Raw genomic sequence first — 21525 nt, forward strand, 5'->3', positions numbered from 1 at the left:
TAGTTAGTCAAGCTCCAGACCCTTTATTTAATTACCAAAGATTATTGTTCTGATTCTGAGGATTGAGCCTTTTTATTGCGCCAAGCTTTTTCTGCGGAATCCTTCGTTTCTTGTTCCACTTGCTTCGCATTGGCAATTTCTTGTTCCACATCCTCAAAGTCCAAGCGCGTAATTTCGCCGCCCAATTCATTCATAATCAGTTGGTTCAAAGGACGATTATCGTCTTCTTCTGCGATTAAAATTAAACCTGTTTCCCCTTCGCCAATCTGTTTGGTCACGTGTTCAAAAACAGTTTGAGCACCTTGAATTTCCTTGGCATCTTGACTGGCCCCCAACAAACTACCGGCAAACCAGCCAAGTAAAATGCCTAAGGGACCGCCTAAAATACCGATCAGCATACCAATCATACTGTTTTTAGACGTATGGTCGTTCCCGGTAAAATCAAGGAAATCATCAATTTTAAACTGATGCACGCCGTCATTTACATGAGTGACAACCGCCATTTGCTCTCCTTTTACTTGTTTTTCAGCATACAATTTTTTGATTTCGGAAAATGCTTGATACGCTTGACTCTCTACTTCAAAGTGCATAATAATGACTCTTTTTGACATCGTACCACCTCATTTGTTTTGATGTTTCTATTTTAGCAATAAAGCAGTAGAAAACGCAATGAAAATCAATTACATCGGCGGCTGAGCGCCCATTTGGTTGCCGCTGACTGCTGCGCCTGTTTGGTCAACAGAAGTTAAAACAGAGTCAATTGAAATTTTGACTAATTCGGTGCCATCTGTATAGCTACCTCCAGTGTATAAACCGTTTTGCTCTGAGCCATTATCTTGTCCGCCTGTAGCAATCGTTACCGTATCACCCACCTTTAGATTAGGCGCGCTAACAGCAATATGAGTAAACTCTTTTTTCGGTGCAATGGAAGCAATCGTTTCTCCCGCAGCATTTTTGAAATTAATTAGGGTTCCGGCGGCTTGTGTTTCGTCAAAATACAAGCTCAGACTTGCCTGTGAAGAAGAATCGCTTGTACTCATAGCCATACCTGAACTGCCACTAGCAATGAATAATCCGCCATCTATAGTAAAGCTACCGTCGTAATCTAAGGCTCCATTCCCATTGTCGACAGGACCATTGACTACCAGTGTGCCGTCGGTCATTCGGATGTCGCCATTACTGTCAATACCGTCACCATCCGCTTCTACATAAATTGTGCCACCAGTGATTTCAATAAACTTCGTGCTGTCACCGCCGCCACCCGGTTCGCCAAAGGCGTCAGGTCCAAACGCTCCATCTGTGCTGTCACTATCACTGCCACCTGCAGCATTAATCCCATCATCAGAAGCCTTTACAGCAATTGTTCCGCCTTTAAGGGTCACAGCAGCACCTTCCAACCCTTCGTAGGAATTGTTTACCGAAATTTTACCATCGTTAAGCAACAGATCCGTATTGGCGTGCATACCGTCATCTCCTGAATCAATAGTAAAAGTACCATTATTAATAGTGATCGCAGCATTTGAATGAACAGCATCGTCAGCGGTGTTTAGACTGTACGTTCCTTCGTCTATAAGGATGTTGCCGGAGGCTTTTAAACCTTTATAACTGGCTGTTGCATCAATAGCTTGATCGTCATAGCCGCCAGCTGTTTTAATCGTCATTTTCGCTGTAGCAATCGACAAATTCGTTTCGGCCTGCACACCGTCATTACCGGCTTCAATAGTAAATGTCCCCCCATCAATCGCGATCCAGCCTTTATCCGTCTCTGTTGCGTTGTTTGCTTGAATCCCGTCTCCTTCTGTCGTTTTCAGTGTGAAGTCACCATCGGCAATTGAAACGGAATCTTTGCCTTTTAAAGCGTTGTTTTTAGCTGTAACATTGATTGTTCCATTTGTTATAACTAAGTCATCCTTGCTGCGAATACCGTTATTATAATTACCGGTAACCGTCAAAGTACCGTTGCCGTTAATAGTCAAATCATCTTTACTGAAAAAGGCGGCATCTGGTTCTGTTTCTTCCGCGTTTGCAAAGGTATAGTCAGCGCCGTCGGTTAAGGTGTTTTTGGTGCCTTTAACTAAGGTGGTAATAACCTTTTTGGCTTGTTCTACGTAGATCGCCGAAGAGCTCTCATTAGTGATCACAACATTATTCAAGACCAAATGAACAGCTTCGTCATTGGCGTTAATTGTCACTTGTCCTTTAAATTCACCTTCTAAAATATAAGTTCCACCAGCAGTAATTGAAAGAACATTTTCTTTTAAAGTAGCACCGGAACCGTCAATTTTTATTGCCGAATTATTTAGGGTGATTTTTGTTACGTTTTTCTCATCGTAGCTGTCATCAAAGTCTTCCTCGTCATACGAACCATATTTGGTATTTGCTTGCTTTGTTTCGTTAACAGCAGTAATTTCAGTTAAAGAGCTGTTGTTTGTTGCCGTTGTCATCTCTGTCGCAGAGTCGGTCTGCTTACAGCCAAACAAGAGCAAAACAAGAGTTGCTAAAGCGATGTGCAGTCGTCCTTTTTTCATTCCTTTCACCTACAATTCTTCTCTATTAGTCGACACTTTGCCGGATACAATTGTTAGATTACCGTTTCTTACGCGCATAGCATCTATTAATTCCTTTTCCGTGTTGCTGTTTTTCAGCATTATTCGATAGCGCAGCTCATACAAGCTACCCATGTTGGCTGTTTTTACTGAATCTAAAGATGCTGAATAGGTATAGCGCTGAAATAAATCATCAAACAAACCCGGATAATCCAAATCCTCTGGAATCGTAATCTTTATTTCGCGTTCAGCTACTTTATGCTTTTCTCCAAAACTTGTGGTATTAAGCACTAATAAAAACAAGCCGGTAATAACCGAAAATAATAAAATATAGCCCACAAAGCCCATTCCGGTTGCTAAGCCAATTCCCATTGACCAAAAGATACTGGTGATTTCTCTGGCACCGCCTGCGACTGAACGAAACCGGATTAAACTAAAGGCGCCCAAGACAGCGACGCCAGTGCCTAAATTTCCATTTACCAGCATTATGACTAATTGAACTAAGACTGGTAAGACGGCTAGCGTGATCACAAAATTTTTACTATAAACGTTTCTGTACATATGTACACAAGCCACTAAAATTCCAAGAACTACAGAGGTCAAAATACAAATCAGTAACTGCTTGAATGACAAATCAACCGAACTTTCCACTAATAAACTAGACAACATGACTAAAATCCTCCTTGCAATATAAATAACGCTGATACGTCTGCGCGTATTTTGAAAATGATGTGGGGTAAATTGCTAATTTCGTTAAAATTTCAGAGAACCACAATGGGTAAGCTCCTAACGCTTTTACTTCCATTAGAACATCAATTTCCGGAGCGACACGTTGTCCTAAATCATTTAACTCGTGATGCAACGATTCTTTTCGATAGCGAATATTAAAATCAAATGTTACACGAAAATCCGGGTCATCTGCAGCAAACAGTGCACGCCTGTCATAAGCAATCATCACTTTCGGCTCCAGCTTTTTACGAGCAAACAACCAGTCAATTTCCTGTTTGATTTGATGGTCCTTTGGCGCCGTAAGCTTTAAATTATGTGGATGCTGCAAATAGCTTTTCGCTGCTAGGTAAGGCAAAGCGATTCTTCGCTTGTATACGACCCCTTCAACCTTCTTTTTAATTTCTAAAAAAACATCCGACTCATTTTGAGGAACACCGTAACTTCTGATTCTAAATTTTTCTTTGTACACTGGTTTTGTTATAGAATGACGAATCATATCATATTGTTTCGTATCAAAATAAATAGAAATAATCGTATGTAGACCGTATTCGTCTTCCTGCATATAATGGGCTAATTCCTCTCTTAGCTGCTTATATTGTTTATCTGTTAGTGCATATTTCTTTTCTTTACGCTGAAAACATTTTTTTAATTTAACCATGACATCCTCTCCTTTATCTAAACTCATGGTATAAAAGGAACCATAAATTAAACTTAAAGACGAAAGATTTTTTTATAAAAAACAAAAAAACTTACCTTTGCATCCGAAAATGTAAAGGTAAGTTTTTATTTTATTAAGGAATTATTCAACAAATTCAAACTCATATTCAGCAATCCGAACAATATCGCCATCTTTGGCGCCGCGTGCACGCAATGCTTCATCAATACCCATACCACGTAGCTGTCGGGCAAAGCGCATGACGCTTTCATCATGTTCGAAGTTGGTCATCTTAAATAACTTTTCTAACGATTCGCCGGATAAAATCCAGGTTGCATCAGAATCACGATCAATTGTAAATTCAGGGCCTTCTGGCTGAAAACCATAGTGCACCACATCTTCCACAATCTCTTCTTCGTACAAGGGAAACTCTGGTGTCACATCCAACAAATCGGCAGTTGCATTTAACAAAGGTTCGATTCCTTTGCGAGAAACGCTGGAAATTGGGAAGATTGGCAGATGCTCTGCATATTCATCTGTCCGTTCTTTTTCTATTTGTTCTTTAAATTTCGCTAAATTCTCTTCTGCTTCTGGCATATCCATTTTGTTGGCTACAATAATCTGCGGACGCTCCATTAAGCGTAAATTGTGAGACGCTAGCTCCTTGTTAATTGCTAAATAATCTTCATAAGGGTCGCGCCCTTCCATTCCGCTCATGTCGATCACATGTAAAATGACCCGTGTTCGTTCAATATGACGCAAAAATTGCGTGCCCAAGCCTACACCCTGTGAAGCACCTTCAATCAAGCCGGGTAAATCTGCAGCAGCAAAGCTGCGGCCGTCGCTGGTAGTAACCATGCCTAAATTAGGAACAAGGGTTGTAAAATGATACGCACCAATCTTAGGACGTGCAGCTGAAATAACTGAAAGTAAGGTTGACTTGCCCACAGATGGGAAACCGACTAATCCCACATCAGCCAGAACCTTTAACTCCAGTTCTATTTTACGCTCTTGTCCCGGCTCTCCGTTTTCCGCAATTTCCGGTGCAGGATTTTTTGGCGAAGCAAAACGGATATTGCCTCTGCCGCCTCTACCGCCTTTGGCTACCGTCAAGGTTTGACCGTTTTCTACTAAGTCACCGATTAAGGTGCCTGTTTCAGCATCACGTACAGTTGTACCCGGTGGCACTTTGATAAAGGTATCTTCCGAACCCCGACCGTGCATTCCTTTGCTCATGCCGTTTTCGCCCGGTTGCGCTTTGAAATGACGATTAAAACGGAAATCCATCAGCGTCCGTAAGCCCTCTTCTACAATTAAAATAACGTCACCGCCGCGACCGCCATCACCTCCAGCAGGTCCGCCGTCCGGTACATATTTTTCTCTGCGGAAAGCGACCATCCCGTCGCCGCCTTTTCCTGCTTTGACGTCAATCGTCACTTGATCTAAAAACATGGACATTTGTTGTCCTCCTATTCTTTTAAAAACTACAGCAGCTCTTCACTGCGATCGTTCTTTTTAACGTGCTGTTCAGCGTTAAAAGCCTTTCTTATTGTAAAGGTTTAACTGGGTTTTGTCTAGCCGCATTCGTTCCTACGAATTAGAACTGTTTGCAGCAGTAGTACTAACAATGATTGCTGAAGCAATCATTGCCTGTTCCTGTGCAAGCATAATTGAAAGAGTCAATGCTGATACATCTATATAATCCTTAGAAGCATGCATCTGCTCTGTGATATATAAATTCAATGCTAATAATTGCCGCATTTCCTTGTAAAAACGTAAATGGGTCTTTTCTGCAATAAGTGCTAGATATTCTTCTATAGAATCAATTGTTAAAGGAGTCGTCATATCCAAAAAAGCTAAAGTTACAACACTTGTATAAAATTCAGCTTTAAAACGAATCCCTAACTGCTTTAAAGCTTCAATAATTTTAGGAATTCGCAATATCAATTCAGCAGAGAATTTTCCAGTTAACTGTGCTGCTAATGCAGCAGCAAACTGTAATTCATCAGATTTATAAAATCCATTATCATTAAAAGTACGATAATACTGCTCAACTAAAATCGCAATTTGTTCAGCACTTTGTTCTTCCAGCAATCTGCTTTGTGCCAAAGAAACAGCTGTGACACCATCTTCTGGACCAGTTAAAAAGAAGTGATTGCTTTTCATTTCTTTAAAAATATCATAAGCTTTTTTTATAATCAATTCTTTTTCAGCTGTTTCCGAATAGCTCAATACATAGGCAGCGAAATAGGAATAAGAAGAAAGGTTAAATCCTACGTTCCGCAGTCTTTGATAATCTGACAACAAAGTAGGGATCACAGTCGTCGTACTATTGGTGCGAGCCAAAAACATACCAAGTATCATACTTCTAACCGGCTGCGATAATAGATGAAACGCGCCCAATTCATTTTTCAACGCCTGATCCAGCTGACGATAATCAGAATCTGAATACTGTTTATCTTCCAGTGTGATCATCTGTGCTATCATATAGGCGACCCGCTTGTCCAGCCATTTTCCTTTTCCGGCTTTTAAACGTTCGTAATTCTCCTGCAGTAAATTTACCTTTGTTACCCGATTCATTTTTTCCACTCCTTTTTGAAGTCAAGATTTTTGACAAAAATCATAAAAGCGTTCATGCTTATAGTATAGCTTAGATAGAAGTAATTTTGAATGTTTGAATCTAACTGATTATTAATTTTTTAATAATCCAGATTATATCAAAGGAGGAAATTTAGTATGACAGTAAAAGTAGGTATTAATGGTTTTGGACGCATTGGACGTTTAGCATTCCGCCGCATTAAAGAAGTTTCCGATGATATTGAAGTAGTCGCAATTAATGATTTAACGAGCCCTACAATGTTAGCGCAGCTTTTACAATTTGACTCAACACATGGCACCTATCCCGGTAATGTAACCGCAACAGATAATGCGATCGTTGTTGACGGTGAGGAAACACGCGTTTATGCAGAGCCAGATGCCAGCAAAATCCCTTGGGCTAAAGAAAATGGCGTGGATATAGTTTTAGAATGTACTGGTTTTTACACCTCTCAAGAAAAAGCACAGGCTCATATTGATGCCGGTGTAAAACGTGTGGTTATTTCTGCACCTGCTGGTTCTATGAAAACAATTGTCTACAATGTAAATGACGATACGCTTGATGCTAATGACAAAATTATCTCTGCTGGTTCTTGTACAACCAACTGCTTAGCACCAATGGCGTATTTCTTAAACAACGAATTCGGTATTGAAGTAGGAACCATGACAACGGTTCACGCATACACATCTACGCAAATGCTCTTGGATGGACCCGTTAAAGGCGGCAACTTGCGGGCTGCTCGTTCTGCAGCTGACAATACAATTCCTCACTCTACAGGAGCAGCTAAAGCAATTGGCTTGGTTATTCCAGAACTAAACGGAAAATTACAAGGACATGCGCAACGTGTACCTGTAGTAGATGGCTCTTTAACTGAATTAGTGTCTATTTTAAAAACCAAAGTAACGGCCGATCAAGTCAACGAAGCTATCAAAAAACATACAGAAAATAATCCTTCGTTTGGTTATGATGATCGTCAAATTGTTTCCGGCGACGTTATCGGAACGACCCAAGGCTCTATTTTTGATCCGACTCAAACAGAAGTTACTACTGCCGGTGACTTCCAATTAGTAAAAACAGTCGCTTGGTATGACAACGAATACGGTTTTACTTGCCAAATGATCCGTTTATTAGAAAAATTTGCGAACCTTTAAGTCGAATTACTGATTAGTTAAACCAACGTTCCGTTCATGAGCATTTAGACATGAACGGAACGTTTTTTTGAGATTAATCACAATTTTCGGCAATGTAATGAACTAAGCGTTCTGTTTCTTCCCAGCCAAGACAAGGATCCGTAATAGATTGACCAAATACTGTTCCGTTTGCCTCTTGTCTACCACCTTCCAAGAAGCTTTCAATCATAAAGCCACGAACCCACTGCCTAACTTCCTGATTCCATGAGCGATTAATCAAGGTTTCTTTTACAATGCGTACCTGCTCCTTATACTGCTTGCCAGAATTATCGTGGTTGGTATCAATCACAATAAAGGGATTCTGATAGCTGCCTTTTTTGTAAAGCTCAATCACTTTAACAAGGTCTTCGTAGTGATAGTTAGGCAAATTTTCACCGTATTCATTCAATCCTCCCCGCAAAACGACATGTGCTAATGGATTCGAGCTGGATTCAACCTCTGTGCCATTAAAAATAAACTCTTGCTTTTGCTGTGCGGCATACAAGGAGTTAAACAAGACCTGCAAGTTCCCGCTAGTCGGATTTTTCATACCGGTTGGCTGATCAATGCCGCTGGCTACAAAACGATGCTGCTGGTCTTCCACAGAGCGTGCACCGACAGCAATGTAGCTAACCAAATCTTCTACAAATTCTAAATTTTCCGGATAAAGCATTTCATCCGCTGTGGTCAGTCCTGTTTCGGTGATGACGCGCTTATGCAAGGAACGAACTGCCGCAATTCCTTTGATCAAATTGCTTTTACCACTGGGATCCTGATGATGAAGTAAGCCTTTATAGCCATCACCATTTGTACGCGGCTTATTGGTGTACACTCGAGGAACAATGAAAATTTGGTCTTTGACCTGTTCTTGTAACCGTGCCAAACGTAAAGTATATTCCAGTACGGCTTTTTCATCATGTGCCGAACAAGGCCCAATCAACAAAAGGATTTTTTCATTTTTCCCTTCGATAATTGCTTTAAGCTCTTGATCTCGGAGCTGCTTCTGTTCTTTTTGTTGCACAGTTAGCTTCGATAAGGCTTTGACTTCTTCAAAATTAATTGGTTGACTAATGGTTTTAAAACTCATACGATAACTTCCCTTCATTTTTAGATAAATAAAAAAGCCCCATCCTTCCATTTCTGAAAGGACGAGACCATACGATCCGTGTTACCACCTTTATTTGCAGTGCATTCACATCCACTGCCTTATCAGGTACAAAAATATACCCTGACACGCTAACGGGTGTGCCTCGCCGTCACAGCCTACTTGATTCGGTGTGCAGTTCCAAGAGGAATTCAAATGAGTCAGGAATGTGCGCCTCTCAGCAACCGGCTACTTTCTGTTGCCCTTCATCATTTTACTAATTCTTGTCATAACTTTTGTTCTTTTTGTTTAGATCATTGTAAAAGAAGCCGAGCGAAAAGTCAATGCTTAACTAAAAACAGCTATTTCTTTTTTTGCTGGCATTGACGACAAATACCATGAAAAGTTAAGCGATGATCCTTTACCATAAACTGATAGCGCTGTTCAACGACTTGCTCTACCTCTAGCAACAGATCCTCTTCCACCTCTTCAATATTGCCGCATTCTAAACACAAAAGGTGATGATGAAAATGCTTGGCTCCTTCTTTGCGTAAGTCATAACGAGCTAATCCATCATTAAAGCTTACCTTGTCCACGACTTTTAAGTCCGTTAAAATTTCTAATGTTCGATACACAGTTGCCAGACCAATCTCAGGACTTTTTTGTTTCACTAAAAAATAAATTTCTTCCGCTGATAGATGATCTTTTTCATTTTCAAGTAACACTAAAACTGTTGCTTCACGTTGAGGCGTCAGTTTGAACCCAGATTCATGCAATTGTTGTTTGGTCTTTTTTAATGCAGCAGTTGAATCCATATATGCAGCCCCTTAATTATAATAATTTTAATTTAGACCTGATTATCCTAGTTACAAATTATAATAAGTATAAAATAAGCCCGGAATTTTTGCAAGCAATTCTCAATTAGAACAAGAAAACTTTAATTATTGCTTTTTATCTTCTAATAATACGGTATAGTCAGCTTCTTGTTTAATCTTCCCCTGCTTTAATAAATTACCAAGCGCACGTTTAAACTGCCCTTTACTGATGCCAAAGGTTTGCTTAATCGCTTCTGGATCCGATTTATCTGTAAAAGGGATTTTATGATCCTGCGCACGCTCCAAGAACGTCAAGATCATTGCCGCATCATCCCCAATAACTTCGTAGCTGCGCGGTTTTAGGGAAAGATTCAAAAGTCCATCCGGACGGACTCCGATCACACGACCGGCCACTTTCTCACCTAAACGAGGTTCTTGATAACGCTCTGACGGATGAATGAAGCCTATCGTAAAATCATCATTTAACACGTATGTTCCAGCCATTTTTAAGCGATAAACAATGCCGCTGATATTCTTGTTTTTTAACTCTTCGGTTCCTTTTATTGCCATTGCTTTAAAGACTTTTTCGTCTGCCAACGTTCCCCAAATACGTGCTTTTTCATCCACCTTTAAAGCAATCATCAGCTGATCCCCTTTTTTAGGCCATAATTCACGCATTAAAGGCAGCTCGTCTAACGATACGACGACATCCTTATCTTTCAGACCAATATCTACAAAAGCCCCTAAATCTCTTCTTGTACCAGTCACCGTACCGAAGGCATATTGACCAATTTTAACTGTGGGAACGTTAGTGGTCATGACAGGCTCTTGTTTTTGATTTAAATAAGCAAAACCTTCAACAGCATCACCGATTGCATGAACGCCTTCTTCTTTTGCCAAGCGGAAGGTAATTCCGTTCTTTTGTAAAAAGTAATACTTTTCGTTTTCATCAATCACTAAAGCAGTGAAAATTTTTGCTAATAATTCGTTCATAATAGTCTCCTTCTGGCATTTAGCCGAAAAAAATACGCAAGACTGCAATAGTTACAATCCCTACAATAACAGTCTTCATTAAATCCTTGGTTCTGATTGCGACAAGCAATGTTGGAATACAGCTTATCGCTTCAAGTGTTTTTAATTTGGGAAACCCTGCTTCTTGTATTTCCAAAATGCTTTGAAATAAAAGAGCGGTTAAAATGCAAATGGGAATATAGGATAAAAAGCGCATCACCCAATTGGGAAAATCAATTCGTTTTGTTAATAAAAAAGGAGCGATTCTTGGAATCCAAGTAACCAATGAACATCCCAGTATTGTCAATAAAACATAATTAGCGCTCATGATGATTCACCACCCCGACAGTACAGCCTAACAACGTTGCTAATAATACCGAAATTTCCGCTGAGAAAAAGCCCATTAAAATATATAAGGATAAGCAAACGGTTGCTAAAACAATCAGCGTTTCTTTGGTATGCTTTTTAATTGGCTCTGCTACTTGAAGAACAAATAATCCGCCAAACATCGCCACTAAAGCAAAATCCAAGCCTAAAAGATGCGGGTCGGGAATCCATTTCCCCAGTAAACCACCTGCGATAGTCGAAAGAATCCACGTTAAATAAGCAGTAATATTTAACCCATGAGTCCACGCAGAACTGACCCGATGATTATTGTTCAACGCGGTCATTAGAACGCCGTATGATTCATCTGTCAGCAGGGTACCGATACCAATACTGGTAATCAACGGTTCTTTCTTAAAATAAGTGGCCACCGACATACTCATTAAGAAATGACGTAAATTCACAAGAAATGTAGTAAAAATAATAGCAGAAATTGGCGAGTGAATCACCAGCATACCACAGATAATAAACTGCGCACTTCCAGCATAAACCAAAATAGACATTAAGGCGATTTCTATAATCGATAATCCTACACTTTTTCCTACGACACCAGCTGCAATGCCGATGCCTACATAACCTAAAATTGTAGGAACACAAGCTTTGATTCCTTCTTTAAAGGTTGCATATTGTTTTTCCATACCAGCTCAATCCTTTTTGTTTTCTAGTCCCACCTTTACCCTAACATCACTCTTTAATTAATCCTTGAGTGTCTAATCATCCATACTAAGGGATTATATTTTTTACGATTCAGACAAAGAAACAAAATTTGTCTGAATCGTCGATCCTTTTATCTGCCGGCATTTCTTGAGGCATTTCCTTTAAACCAGCCGGTCTTGGCATTAATCGTCACTAAATATTGATTGTCTGCCCCATACAAATTATAGTAGCCTTCTCCATTAACGATCCGTGCCGGCTGCAAAGAGTATGCGCCTGCAGTGATATAGCCGCGCTGGATGCAAGTCGCAATGACTTTTTCTTGTACACCAGGCGCCCATGTCCATGCAGGATTGCTCATATCTGCTACGTCGGCTGGATTTTCCGGATACACCGGCGCAGTATAGACACCATCTGCGTTTGGCGCAGAAAAGCCATTTGCATCTACTTGCTGGCCAGTCGTCTGCTGTTGAGTCTGGTCGGCTTGATAAGTTGGATCTGTCTGCGTCGGTGTTTGCACTGACTGATCAGCCTCTGCTGCAGCAGCTTCCGCATCTGACAGAACTTTATCCGCTTTAGCCAGAATCTCATTTAACGGCTTGCGCAACGCTTCATTTTTAACAAGATCAACTTCTGTTTTGGCAGCATTATAGGTTTCTCTCGTTAAAGCGGCAGTAAATTCATTGTTTTGATAGAAGCCTGCAACGGCTGCTTTGGCTTTTTGTAGCTGATCATATTGCGCTAAAGCTTCTGCCCGCCCTTGGTTCAACAATTTATCAAAATCATCTTTTTCTTCTCGCTTGGCTACCGTTACTTTCTGATCAGCTTTTAAGACGCTTGTATTCAGTTTATCGCCATTGATGATCGGCTGAGTAAACAATTCATTTGTTTTGGAAATAGCCGCTTGCTTTTCAACAACTTTATTATACGTATCTTCAAGCTTTTTACGCTCATCCTCATTTTTTATTGAAGCGATTGCTGTTTTGATTGATTTAGGCGCAACATCTACCATTTCAGGTTTAATAAATGTTTGAGCTTTGTCAGTGAAGTAGCTGTTCAGTTCTTTTTGTAGTTTTTGCACATCTTCTTGCTTATCCACGGCTTGAGTGCCCGGTTCTTTTTGCAGCTGATTATAAACAGCCCACGAACCGCCTGCAAGCACCACTACGGCAGCTAAAATAATTGATAATTTTTTATAATTTTTAGTCGCCGGTGTTTTTTCTTTTGGTTGCTGATCAGTAACCGGTTTTGTTTCTTTTGGTTCAATCGCTGGTTGAAGGTTCGGTGCTTCATCTTTTTCTTTGAAGAAAATCGGCGCTTCATCCATTTCAATTTCTTCCGGACGTTTACTTTTTGAAAGAATTTCGGGATGTTTTTGAGGAGGCGCTTTTGGACCGACAATTGGAGTTTCAGACGCTTCCTCGCCAGTTTCTGGCTTAGCAAAGCGTCGAATGGCTTCTCGTTCTCCCAGTTTCGAGATTGCCTGCTCTGAATCTTGCTTTGTTAATTCTTCCTCTGGAACTACTGCTTTTGGTTCAGTAGGTTCGTCCGCGTCGACACTTGCAGCCGCTTCTTGCGTTGCTTCAGCTATAGCTTCTGCCTTTAGTTCTGCCGATACTATTTCTGGTTCAGTTTCTGATGCTTTGAGATCGGATTCATTGTTAGTTTTGTGTTCATTAATATATTGATCCAGCGGAGATGAACTTGCCTCATCTTTCTCCTCACTTGTTTCAGTTGTTGGTTCTTCAGCTGCATCTTGTTGTTCGTTAAACATTGTCATTACATGACCGATGCTCATATCCTTTAATTCAGACCATTCAATATTTTCATTTGGCTCTGTATTGGTAAAAGTTGTATTTGTTTCTTCGGTTGCTTGTTCTTTATTTTCAAAAGTATGTCCGCAGTTGGGACATGTTTTTTCTTTAGTATCAAGTTGATTCCCGCAGTTGGGACATGTTTTTGTCATAATTTTGCCTCGCATTCTACTCATTCAAGTAAATCTAATCTACCACAAAATCGTGTTTCTTCCAATATGTACTCTCTAACTTTTTTATTACGATTGTTAAAAACAGCTCTTTCCGAAAGAAATCGAAAAGAGCTGCTCAACGGTCGAATGAATATTTTTATTCTAAGAAATCTTTTAATTGTTTAGAACGAGAAGGATGGCGCAATTTACGCAACGCTTTTGCTTCAATCTGACGAATACGTTCACGAGTAACGCCGAAAACTTTACCGACTTCTTCCAATGTACGGGTACGTCCATCATCAAGACCGAATCTTAAACGTAAGACATTTTCTTCACGGTCAGTTAACGTGTCTAAGACATCCTCCAACTGTTCTTTCAGTAATTCATAAGCGGCGTGTTCAGCAGGACTTGTCGCATCCTGATCTTCGATGAAATCACCTAAATGAGAATCATCTTCCTCACCGATTGGTGTTTCTAAAGAAACCGGTTCTTGCGCAATTTTTAAGATTTCACGTACTTTTTCAGTAGGTAAATCCATTTCCGCACCGATTTCTTCCGGTGTCGGTTCGCGCCCTAAATCTTGTAATAGCTGCCGCTGAATCCGAATTAGTTTATTAATAGTTTCTACCATGTGCACTGGAATCCGAATGGTTCTAGCCTGATCAGCAATCGCACGCGTAATGGCTTGACGAATCCACCAGGTCGCATACGTTGAAAATTTAAACCCTTTGCGATAGTCAAATTTCTCAACAGCTTTCATTAAGCCCATGTTACCTTCTTGAATCAAATCAAGAAACTGCATACCGCGCCCTACATAACGCTTCGCAATAGAAACAACTAAACGTAGATTCGCTTCTGCCAAGCGTTGTTTGGCTTCTTGATCGCCTTCTTCAATTTTTAAAGCCAGCTCAACCTCTTCAGCAGCAGTTAATAGCTGTACTCGGCCGATTTCTTTTAAATACATACGAACAGGATCATTAATTTTTACACCGGTTGGGGCAGATAAATCTTCCATTTGAGCCTTTTCAGCCACTTTTTCGTCTTTTTTTAGACTATGTTCACTAGGGTCACCGTTTTCGTCAACCACACTAATTCCTGCATCTTCCACTTTTTGAATGAGCGCGTCCATTTCATCTGCATTTAAAGTGAAAGGCGTTGCAAGAGTATTTGTTAGATTATCGTAAAAAACACTGCCTTTAGGCTTGTTTTCTTTGATAAAGGCCGCCACTGCAGCTGCATATTTTTTTTCTGTTTCTTTTTCCATGAAAGAAGGCCCCCTTCATTTTTCCATTCGGTTAAATCTATAAAAGATCGTTGCTGCATTTATAATGCTGCACGACTTTTTTGAAGTTTTTGCGCTAAACTAACGACCTCAATCGATAATTCATCTACCAATTGTTTATTGCCAAGTCTTTCAGCTTCTTTTTTTTGCCGCTGTTTTTGTTGAATTTGTTCTTCTATGCTGGAATTTTTAATCACTTGTAAAATATCAGCGATTTCTCGTTCAGAGCTTTCTTCAGAAATCGTCAGATAGGAAATTTCTATCGCTAGATTCTTCGCAGCATTTTCTTTGAGATAATCTAAAAAATCAGCAAGTAAAAATTCATCATGAATACTCATATAGCTATCTAATAGCAGGTAAAGCTCCTGATACTGATCATGAGCAAAATTGAAATCGGGATATTGCTGTAACTGATTTCTGATGCCTTGTTCGTTCATCAAGCGATAAAGCAAGGTTCGTTCTGCTTTTTCTACTTGAGTCAACGGTAATTTATTTTGAACAGTCGTCTGACTTGGGATGACTTCTGTTTCTGACATCATTGGAGGTTCCGGAAGATAATGTTCTTCTAGATCATATTCATAAACAGGAGCGAGCGGCTGATTCGACTGCTCCCTCTCTCTGCGCTTGGCAGAACGCTTTTGACGTTCCAACTGCTTCAATTGTTCTTCTAAACTATGAAATGAAAGCTGAAATTCCTGGGCCAGCTGATTTAAATAACGATCCCGCTCTAAAGGCGATTGAACTAAGATCAGTTCTTGCAGTAAATCGTTGACATAATCAAGCTGCTCTTTTTCATTGTTCATATTTCTGGATGCGCGCAAATACTGCATTTTAAAGCTAAAAACAGTTTGTCTGCCGTGTAGAGCTAATTCACGGAAAGAATCGCTTCCGTATTTCCTTAAATATTCATCCGGATCCAACCCTTCAGGGATACTGACAATGCTTAACTGAAAACGACTATGTTCATTTAATAACGATACTGCACGATTGGTTGCTTCAATTCCTGCACTGTCACCGTCATAACAAATGACCAGCTCTTTGGCAACCTTTTCCAGCTTGCGAATTTGCTCGTTGGTTAAACTGGTTCCCATGGACGCAACACCGCTTTGAATTCCAGCTTGCCATGCCGCAATTACATCCATAAAACCTTCAAATAAGAAAACAGTATTTTCTTTTCTAATTTCTTTACGTGCCTGATCAAAATTAAACAGCGTGTCACGCTTGTTAAATAAAAGCGTCTCCGGACTGTTTAAATATTTCGGCATATCTTTACCAGAAAAATCCTCTGTTTTAAATAAACGCCCAGAAAAAGCAATCACATTGCCGCGATCATCTTTAATCGGAAACATTACCCGCTGATAAAAGCGATCCAAAAACTCACCATTATCGCGTTGAATAAACAATCCTGCTTCTTTCAACGATTCTTCAGAAACCTCTTCGTTTTTGAAAACTTGACTTAAGAAATCACGTTTTTGCGGAGCAAAGCCAATGTTAAACGTTTCAATGATTTCCTTTGTCAAACCGCGTTCTAGTAAATAATTTAAAGCTGGCTCACCAATTTGTGTATTCATCAACACATGGTGATACAGATCAGCCGCTTTTTTGTGTAGTTCAATCAATTGCCGATTTTTAGTATTTCCAACAGAATCAGCTTCGATGGAATTGCTCCAATCATAACTGACAGGAATCTGTTCTAGTTCCGCCACTCGGCGAACGGAATCCGGGAAATTAATTCCTTCGATTTCCTGCAGAAAATTAAAAACAGTTCCGCCTTTTCCGCAGCCGAAGCAGTGGAAAATTTGCTTGTCTTCTGCAACTGAAAATGAAGGGGAACGTTCTTCATGAAACGGACACAAACCCATATAATTCTTGCCGGATTTTTTTAATTGAACGTATTGTCCGACGACATCAACAATATTTGTTCGCTGCCTTATCTCCTCGATCACTTCTTGAGGAATTCTTTGTGCCACTGTTCTCACCTCCAAAAAAAAGCCAAAGCTAATTCATGTGATCAGTCAGTAAAAAAGCACTGAAAACTCAGTGCGATTTACAAAAGACACAATTACACATGTTTCATTCTATCACAATGAACATAATTTTCAAGTAAATTGCACCTCTATTTTCATAAGAAGCCACTTTTTCTACAAAAAAAGCGGGATATGTATTCGAAAAAAATGTAAAAGACAAGCGGGATAAAAATCAAGCAGACTTTTATCTCGCTTTAGCGGATTTATTGCACTGAATTGCTTTCAACTTTATTGACTTCGTGGTCTTTCCACAATTCTTTTACAACTGGAATATTTCCCAGTTCAGTCATGTTACTTGGTAAAATAACAGTATTGGTGTTACTTCTCACTACTTGTTTAAAGGCTTCAATTCCTAGATAAGCCAAGGCTTGATCGTTCAACTCACTTTCCTTAATCGCCTGATTAAGTGTCAAAATACGTTGTTTTTCTGCCTCTGAGGTAATTCGAATCCGTTCAGCTTCCGCCTGAGCATCAATTCGAGTTCTTTCAGCACGTGCCTCGGCATCGATTTTGGTTTGCTTCGCTCTGGCTTCAGCGTCAATCTGCATTTGTGAAGCGTTAGCTTCTGAATCCAAAATAATTGACTGCTTGCGTCCTTCAGAAATTGTGATAGTGGATTCCTTATCACGACTGGCTGTAATCAATTTGTTCATGGAGTTTACAATTTCATCCGATACAGAAATCTCGCCAATATTGATCCGGTCAATCGATAAACCATAGCCGGCTGTAATATCTCTTACACTTTCAAACAGGCTGGCATTAATTTCTTCTGTTCCGTTTAGCACTTCATTCAAATCCATCTTACCAATAATGCCGCGTAGATTAGACTGACAGTCTTGAATCATGGAAGTCACAGAATCTTCATTATCATAAACAAAGGCACGAACATCTGTTACATGATATTTAATGGCTTCGTCTACTTCGACAATAACGTTATCACGAGTAATGACACTTTGCGATTCAATTTCAAGCGGCGTTTGTTTTAATGAAACACGCCCTTTTACTTGGTATAACACTGGAATTAAAAAATGTAAGCCGGGATCCAGCGTTTTTACATATTTACCAAAGCTTTCAACGATTTTTACTTCTCCTTGCTGAACAATAATGACCATCTTGGACAGCACGAAAACGATTATCATTAATACAATCAGCACCAAAAACAAATTAACGATTATCAATATAATTCACATCACTTTCGAATAAATAATTGTTGACGCTAACAAACAACTCAGTGCTGGAAAAATCAATAACCTCCAGCATTGCTCCTTTGGCAGGAATACCGTTGACAACACGATACATATAGGGGCTGCCATAAATTCTGACTACTCCATTATAATTATCGCTTGCAGATCGAAAGCATTTACCGATCGTTTTGTTCATTTGATATTCTCCGCTCATACTCTCCTCCTCCTTTTTAATTGTTGATCTACTTATAATTCCCGCAACGTTTTACCTACCCGTTTCAATTGGAAAAGTCCAATGAAGATCCGAACGATGATATTAATCACCATGATAATAATAAACAATGGCAACGTCTGCTGCGTTAAAAAGTTAATCTCTAAAATATGATGAAACAGCATTGCTGCAACGTAAATCCCGCCGATAGTTGTGACTGTCAAGAAAATTCTCAATGGATTAAACGGTAAGCACGCACGTACCACAGCCATACAGCTAATGCCGATCAGCAAATAATACATCAAGGTAGTTGTATCCATTTGTGATAAGTCTTGCTTTTGTCCCAACAAATACACAGCAATAATATTAACGACTACTAATAATGCATTCACAGAGGCATTTTTCAAGGCAGTAGGCAGGAACTTGCCCTTCACTTTTCTTTTATCACTTTCAAACGAAAGGAAGAAAGCTGGATAACCTTCGATAGCCAAATCAATCAACGTAATTTGAATTGGAATAAATGGAAATGCGACGGCTGTAAAGGCACAAACTAGAGATAGGATAAAAGAATAAATCGTTTTGATAAAGAAAATACTTGCCACTTTTGTGACATTATTGACAACACGACGACCTTCAAATAAAACATCCGGAAGCGTCGTAAAATCAGAATCCAATAAGACTAAATTGGAGATTTGTCGCGTTGCACCATCTCCTTCTGCCATGGCGATACTGCTGTCAGCTTCACGTAAGGCTAATACATCATTCACGCCATCCCCCGTCATAGCCACCACATGATCGTTGTCTTTTAATTCTCTGACAATAATTCGTTTTTGCTGCGGCGTTACTCGTCCGAAAACAGTATACTCATGAACTGCCTTGCGGACCTGAGCTTCTGTCTGCACAGTGGATAGATCAATATAGGATTCATACCCATACAAGCCGGCTCTGCGGGCGATATTAGAAACCGTGACCGGATTATCGCCAGAAATAACTTTAAGATCAATCCCTTCCTCACGTAAATAAGCGAGGGTTTCATTGGCATTTTGACGAATTGGATCATCGATTTCCAGGACAGCAAGTGGGGTAATATAAGGCATTTCTTCTTCATTCAATGGACTATTCGCAATGCCCATCATTAATACACGATAGCCGTTTTCCTGAGCAATAAATAATTCATTAGGCATTTGTTCTTTTGAAAAAAGCTTTTCAGGGGCTCCTAAATAAACCGTGCCCACTTCATTAAACTCAATAGCTCCCCATTTGCGCTCGGATGAAAAAGCTAAATTCTTCACCGCACCATAGCGATTCGACACTTCAAAGTAGTCGCGTATCGCCTGCATAGTAATATTATTGTCGGTGCTTTCAGCTAAGTAGCTGCCGATAATTTGCGGGAAATTTTCCTGATATTCAGGATGCAAAACCGTTACTTTTTGAACCTTCATCTTACCTTCTGTAATGGTTCCTGTTTTATCCAAGCATAAGGTGTCCACATGAGCCAACGTTTCAATTGAATACATATCCTGAACTAAGATCCGTTTTTTAGCTAATTTTACAACTCCTGTGGTTAAAGCAATACTAATTAACAAAACCAATCCTTTAGGCAACATACCCAAAAGCGCCGCAGCAGAAGCCACTACCGAAGACTTCATTCCGGCATCACGGATGAGAAAGCCCTCTAAGAATAGAATAATCCCCAATGGAATGATAACGACACTTGTAAATTTAGACACTTTACGAATCGAATTAATTAGTTCAGATTGAATCGGTTTATGCACTTTTGCTTCAGCCGTAATTTTTACCGCATAGTTATCGGCACCTACATGGATCACTTTTGCATAGACCTGACCGCTCGCCAAAAAGCTGCCGGACAATAATACATCACCTGCATGCTTCTCAATAAGGTCGGATTCACCGGTTAGAAGAGCTTCATTTGCTTCAGCCTGTCCTTCAATAACTTCCATATCTGAAGGTACTTGTTCTCCCGCTGAGATAACCACGATATCATCCATCACCAATTCCTTGGTATCAATGTCATGCTCCTGTCCGTCGCGAATCACCCGCACACTTTCTTTAGCCACAATAGACAGCTTTTGAACTAAATTTCTTGCATGGATTTCTTGATAAATCCCCATTACCATATTAACAATAATGATGGCAAGAAAAGCTAAATTGGAATAAGCGCCTACAAAAAATAAACAGATCGCAATAGCAAAGTTTAAAAAGTTAAACAGAGTCATTACATTATCATAAATAATATCTTTTGTGGATTTCGCCACATTTTCTTCGTAATTGTTTTGCAGCCCCTGCTGCTTTCTTTGTTCTACTTCTGATTGAGTCAATCCTTGTCTCTGCTCAAACTTGTTTGTCATGGAATCCGTTCCCTACTTTCTCCGTGTTAAAGATACATCTTCTTTAGTTTACTTGTTAATGCTCAGAACTTCAAGAAAATCCTCAAGAATTCGCCGAAATTTCATCTAACGATTCCTTGAGGATTTTAGTCTTAAGAACGGTTTATTTTAGCCATTTGATAAACTGACCATTCATTTTAACGAGATCTGCATAAAACATATTGCCGCCATTGCTGTAGAGGAAACCACCATTATACAAAACAGATTGCGGACGATAATAGCGATAAGTTTTTTGCGTAGTATTTCCTAAGAGCGGTGATAATACATTCTTAGAATATTCTTCGGCCAATTCTACTGAATTTTTGCCGCCTCGTTCTTTAATGTAGTCGATGTAGTCCAGCCCAAAATTATAGGCTTGAACGGCGGTCCAAATATCACAGCCGGCTTCGTCTGCTTTAGCTATTGACTGCGCTAAAAAAGACACACCGATTTCAATGCTTTCCTGAGGATCATGGATCATATGCTGTTGACCATAAGCACTTTCGCTGCTTTGCATCAAATCGTTGGTACGGCCCTTCGATTCTGTATAAATAATCGCCAACACCAGCTCTTTATACTCAGGAATTTGATTTTTTTCAACCTCTTGCTTCACTAAATCTTCGTACGTCATCACTTGCTGTACATTTTTACGAATCTTAAAGCCAAAATAGCCGGCTCCTATTAATAACAAAATTAATAGCAAGACTATGATCCTTCTTAATGCTTTTGCCAATCTCATGATCTTATCATCCAAACTTTTTCTAAAGTATTATTTATCATACGATATTATTAGAAAAAAAGCTAAAAAAACTAGCTTTCTTTAAC

Annotated in this window: 19 protein-coding genes and 1 other annotated feature; of the genes, 1 reads left to right on the forward strand and 18 read right to left on the reverse strand. The window is 39.7% G+C overall.

Annotated features, from left to right (window positions below; all coding sequences use genetic code 11):
* Nucleotides 1-41 precede the first annotated feature (41 nt).
* The 6 genes from ABH902_RS01505 to ABH902_RS01530 all read right to left on the reverse strand — a co-directional run bounded on the left by ABH902_RS01505 (nucleotide 42) and on the right by ABH902_RS01530 (nucleotide 6510).
* Nucleotides 42-611, reverse strand: coding sequence for a DUF1269 domain-containing protein (locus tag ABH902_RS01505; protein WP_404588759.1), 570 nt, complete (start codon nucleotides 609-611; stop codon nucleotides 42-44).
* Nucleotides 612-680: 69 nt separating this feature from the next.
* Nucleotides 681-2528 carry a carbohydrate-binding domain-containing protein gene (locus tag ABH902_RS01510; protein WP_404588760.1) on the reverse strand — a complete coding sequence of 616 codons (1848 nt, stop codon included), beginning with the start codon at nucleotides 2526-2528 and terminating at the stop codon, nucleotides 681-683.
* A gap of 9 nt (nucleotides 2529-2537) precedes the next feature.
* Entirely contained in the window at nucleotides 2538-3215 is a 678-nt protein-coding gene (locus ABH902_RS01515; protein ID WP_404588761.1) for a DUF4956 domain-containing protein, read from the reverse strand.
* A complete protein-coding gene (locus ABH902_RS01520) occupies nucleotides 3205-3933 on the reverse strand; it encodes a polyphosphate polymerase domain-containing protein (protein ID WP_404588762.1) in 729 nt (242 codons plus the stop codon). Before ABH902_RS01520 ends, ABH902_RS01515 begins: the two co-directional genes overlap by 11 nt.
* A gap of 141 nt (nucleotides 3934-4074) precedes the next feature.
* A complete protein-coding gene (gene obgE, locus ABH902_RS01525; RefSeq protein ID WP_404588763.1) occupies nucleotides 4075-5388 on the reverse strand; it encodes a GTPase ObgE in 1314 nt (437 codons plus the stop codon).
* Nucleotides 5389-5520: 132 nt separating this feature from the next.
* Nucleotides 5521-6510 carry a DUF4003 family protein gene (locus tag ABH902_RS01530; RefSeq protein ID WP_404588764.1) on the reverse strand — a complete coding sequence of 330 codons (990 nt, stop codon included), beginning with the start codon at nucleotides 6508-6510 and terminating at the stop codon, nucleotides 5521-5523.
* A gap of 156 nt (nucleotides 6511-6666) precedes the next feature.
* Between ABH902_RS01530 and gap the strand changes: the two genes are divergently transcribed.
* Nucleotides 6667-7677: a type I glyceraldehyde-3-phosphate dehydrogenase gene (gap, locus tag ABH902_RS01535; protein ID WP_404588765.1), complete on the forward strand. Its 1011-nt coding sequence runs from the start codon at nucleotides 6667-6669 to the stop codon at nucleotides 7675-7677.
* 73 nt (nucleotides 7678-7750) lie between these two features.
* Here the strand turns inward: gap and ABH902_RS01540 are convergent, their stop codons facing one another.
* From ABH902_RS01540 to ABH902_RS01595, 12 genes are all read right to left on the reverse strand, one after another.
* Entirely contained in the window at nucleotides 7751-8782 is a 1032-nt protein-coding gene (locus ABH902_RS01540) for a 3-deoxy-7-phosphoheptulonate synthase (protein WP_404588766.1), read from the reverse strand.
* Between the two features lie 54 nt (nucleotides 8783-8836).
* Nucleotides 8837-9079: a binding site (T-box leader), on the reverse strand.
* A gap of 62 nt (nucleotides 9080-9141) precedes the next feature.
* Nucleotides 9142-9594: a Fur family transcriptional regulator gene (locus ABH902_RS01545; RefSeq protein ID WP_404588767.1), complete on the reverse strand. Its 453-nt coding sequence runs from the start codon at nucleotides 9592-9594 to the stop codon at nucleotides 9142-9144.
* Nucleotides 9595-9720: 126 nt separating this feature from the next.
* Complete coding sequence (locus ABH902_RS01550) at nucleotides 9721-10587, reverse strand: S1 RNA-binding domain-containing protein (RefSeq protein WP_404588768.1); 867 nt, start codon at nucleotides 10585-10587, stop codon at nucleotides 9721-9723.
* Nucleotides 10588-10606: 19 nt separating this feature from the next.
* A complete protein-coding gene (locus ABH902_RS01555) occupies nucleotides 10607-10933 on the reverse strand; it encodes an AzlD domain-containing protein (protein WP_404588769.1) in 327 nt (108 codons plus the stop codon).
* On the reverse strand, nucleotides 10923-11627 hold the full coding sequence (locus tag ABH902_RS01560) for an AzlC family ABC transporter permease (RefSeq protein ID WP_404588770.1): 705 nt from the start codon (nucleotides 11625-11627) through the stop codon (nucleotides 10923-10925). Before ABH902_RS01560 ends, ABH902_RS01555 begins: the two co-directional genes overlap by 11 nt.
* A 149-nt stretch (nucleotides 11628-11776) precedes the next feature.
* On the reverse strand, nucleotides 11777-13609 hold the full coding sequence (locus ABH902_RS01565; RefSeq protein ID WP_404588771.1) for a cell division site-positioning protein MapZ family protein: 1833 nt from the start codon (nucleotides 13607-13609) through the stop codon (nucleotides 11777-11779).
* A gap of 157 nt (nucleotides 13610-13766) precedes the next feature.
* Nucleotides 13767-14873 (reverse strand): RNA polymerase sigma factor RpoD, encoded by a 1107-nt coding sequence (gene rpoD / locus ABH902_RS01570; RefSeq protein WP_154775571.1) that lies wholly within the window; start codon nucleotides 14871-14873, stop codon nucleotides 13767-13769.
* Nucleotides 14874-14932: 59 nt separating this feature from the next.
* Nucleotides 14933-16861: a DNA primase gene (gene dnaG, locus ABH902_RS01575; RefSeq protein ID WP_404588772.1), complete on the reverse strand. Its 1929-nt coding sequence runs from the start codon at nucleotides 16859-16861 to the stop codon at nucleotides 14933-14935.
* A 260-nt stretch (nucleotides 16862-17121) separates the two neighbouring features.
* Nucleotides 17122-18096, reverse strand: coding sequence for an SPFH domain-containing protein (locus ABH902_RS01580; protein WP_404588773.1), 975 nt, complete (start codon nucleotides 18094-18096; stop codon nucleotides 17122-17124).
* Complete coding sequence (locus ABH902_RS01585) at nucleotides 18083-18316, reverse strand: hypothetical protein (protein ID WP_404588774.1); 234 nt, start codon at nucleotides 18314-18316, stop codon at nucleotides 18083-18085. Before ABH902_RS01585 ends, ABH902_RS01580 begins: the two co-directional genes overlap by 14 nt.
* Before the next feature lie 32 nt (nucleotides 18317-18348).
* Nucleotides 18349-20682 (reverse strand): cation-translocating P-type ATPase, encoded by a 2334-nt coding sequence (locus tag ABH902_RS01590; RefSeq protein WP_404588775.1) that lies wholly within the window; start codon nucleotides 20680-20682, stop codon nucleotides 18349-18351.
* 142 nt (nucleotides 20683-20824) lie between these two features.
* A complete protein-coding gene (locus ABH902_RS01595; protein ID WP_404588776.1) occupies nucleotides 20825-21439 on the reverse strand; it encodes a lysozyme family protein in 615 nt (204 codons plus the stop codon).
* Between the last annotated feature and the right edge of the window lie 86 nt (nucleotides 21440-21525).

This window comes from Enterococcus sp. UD-01 (assembly GCF_044909655.1).
Taxonomy (GTDB): Bacteria; Bacillota; Bacilli; order Lactobacillales; family Enterococcaceae; genus Enterococcus_L.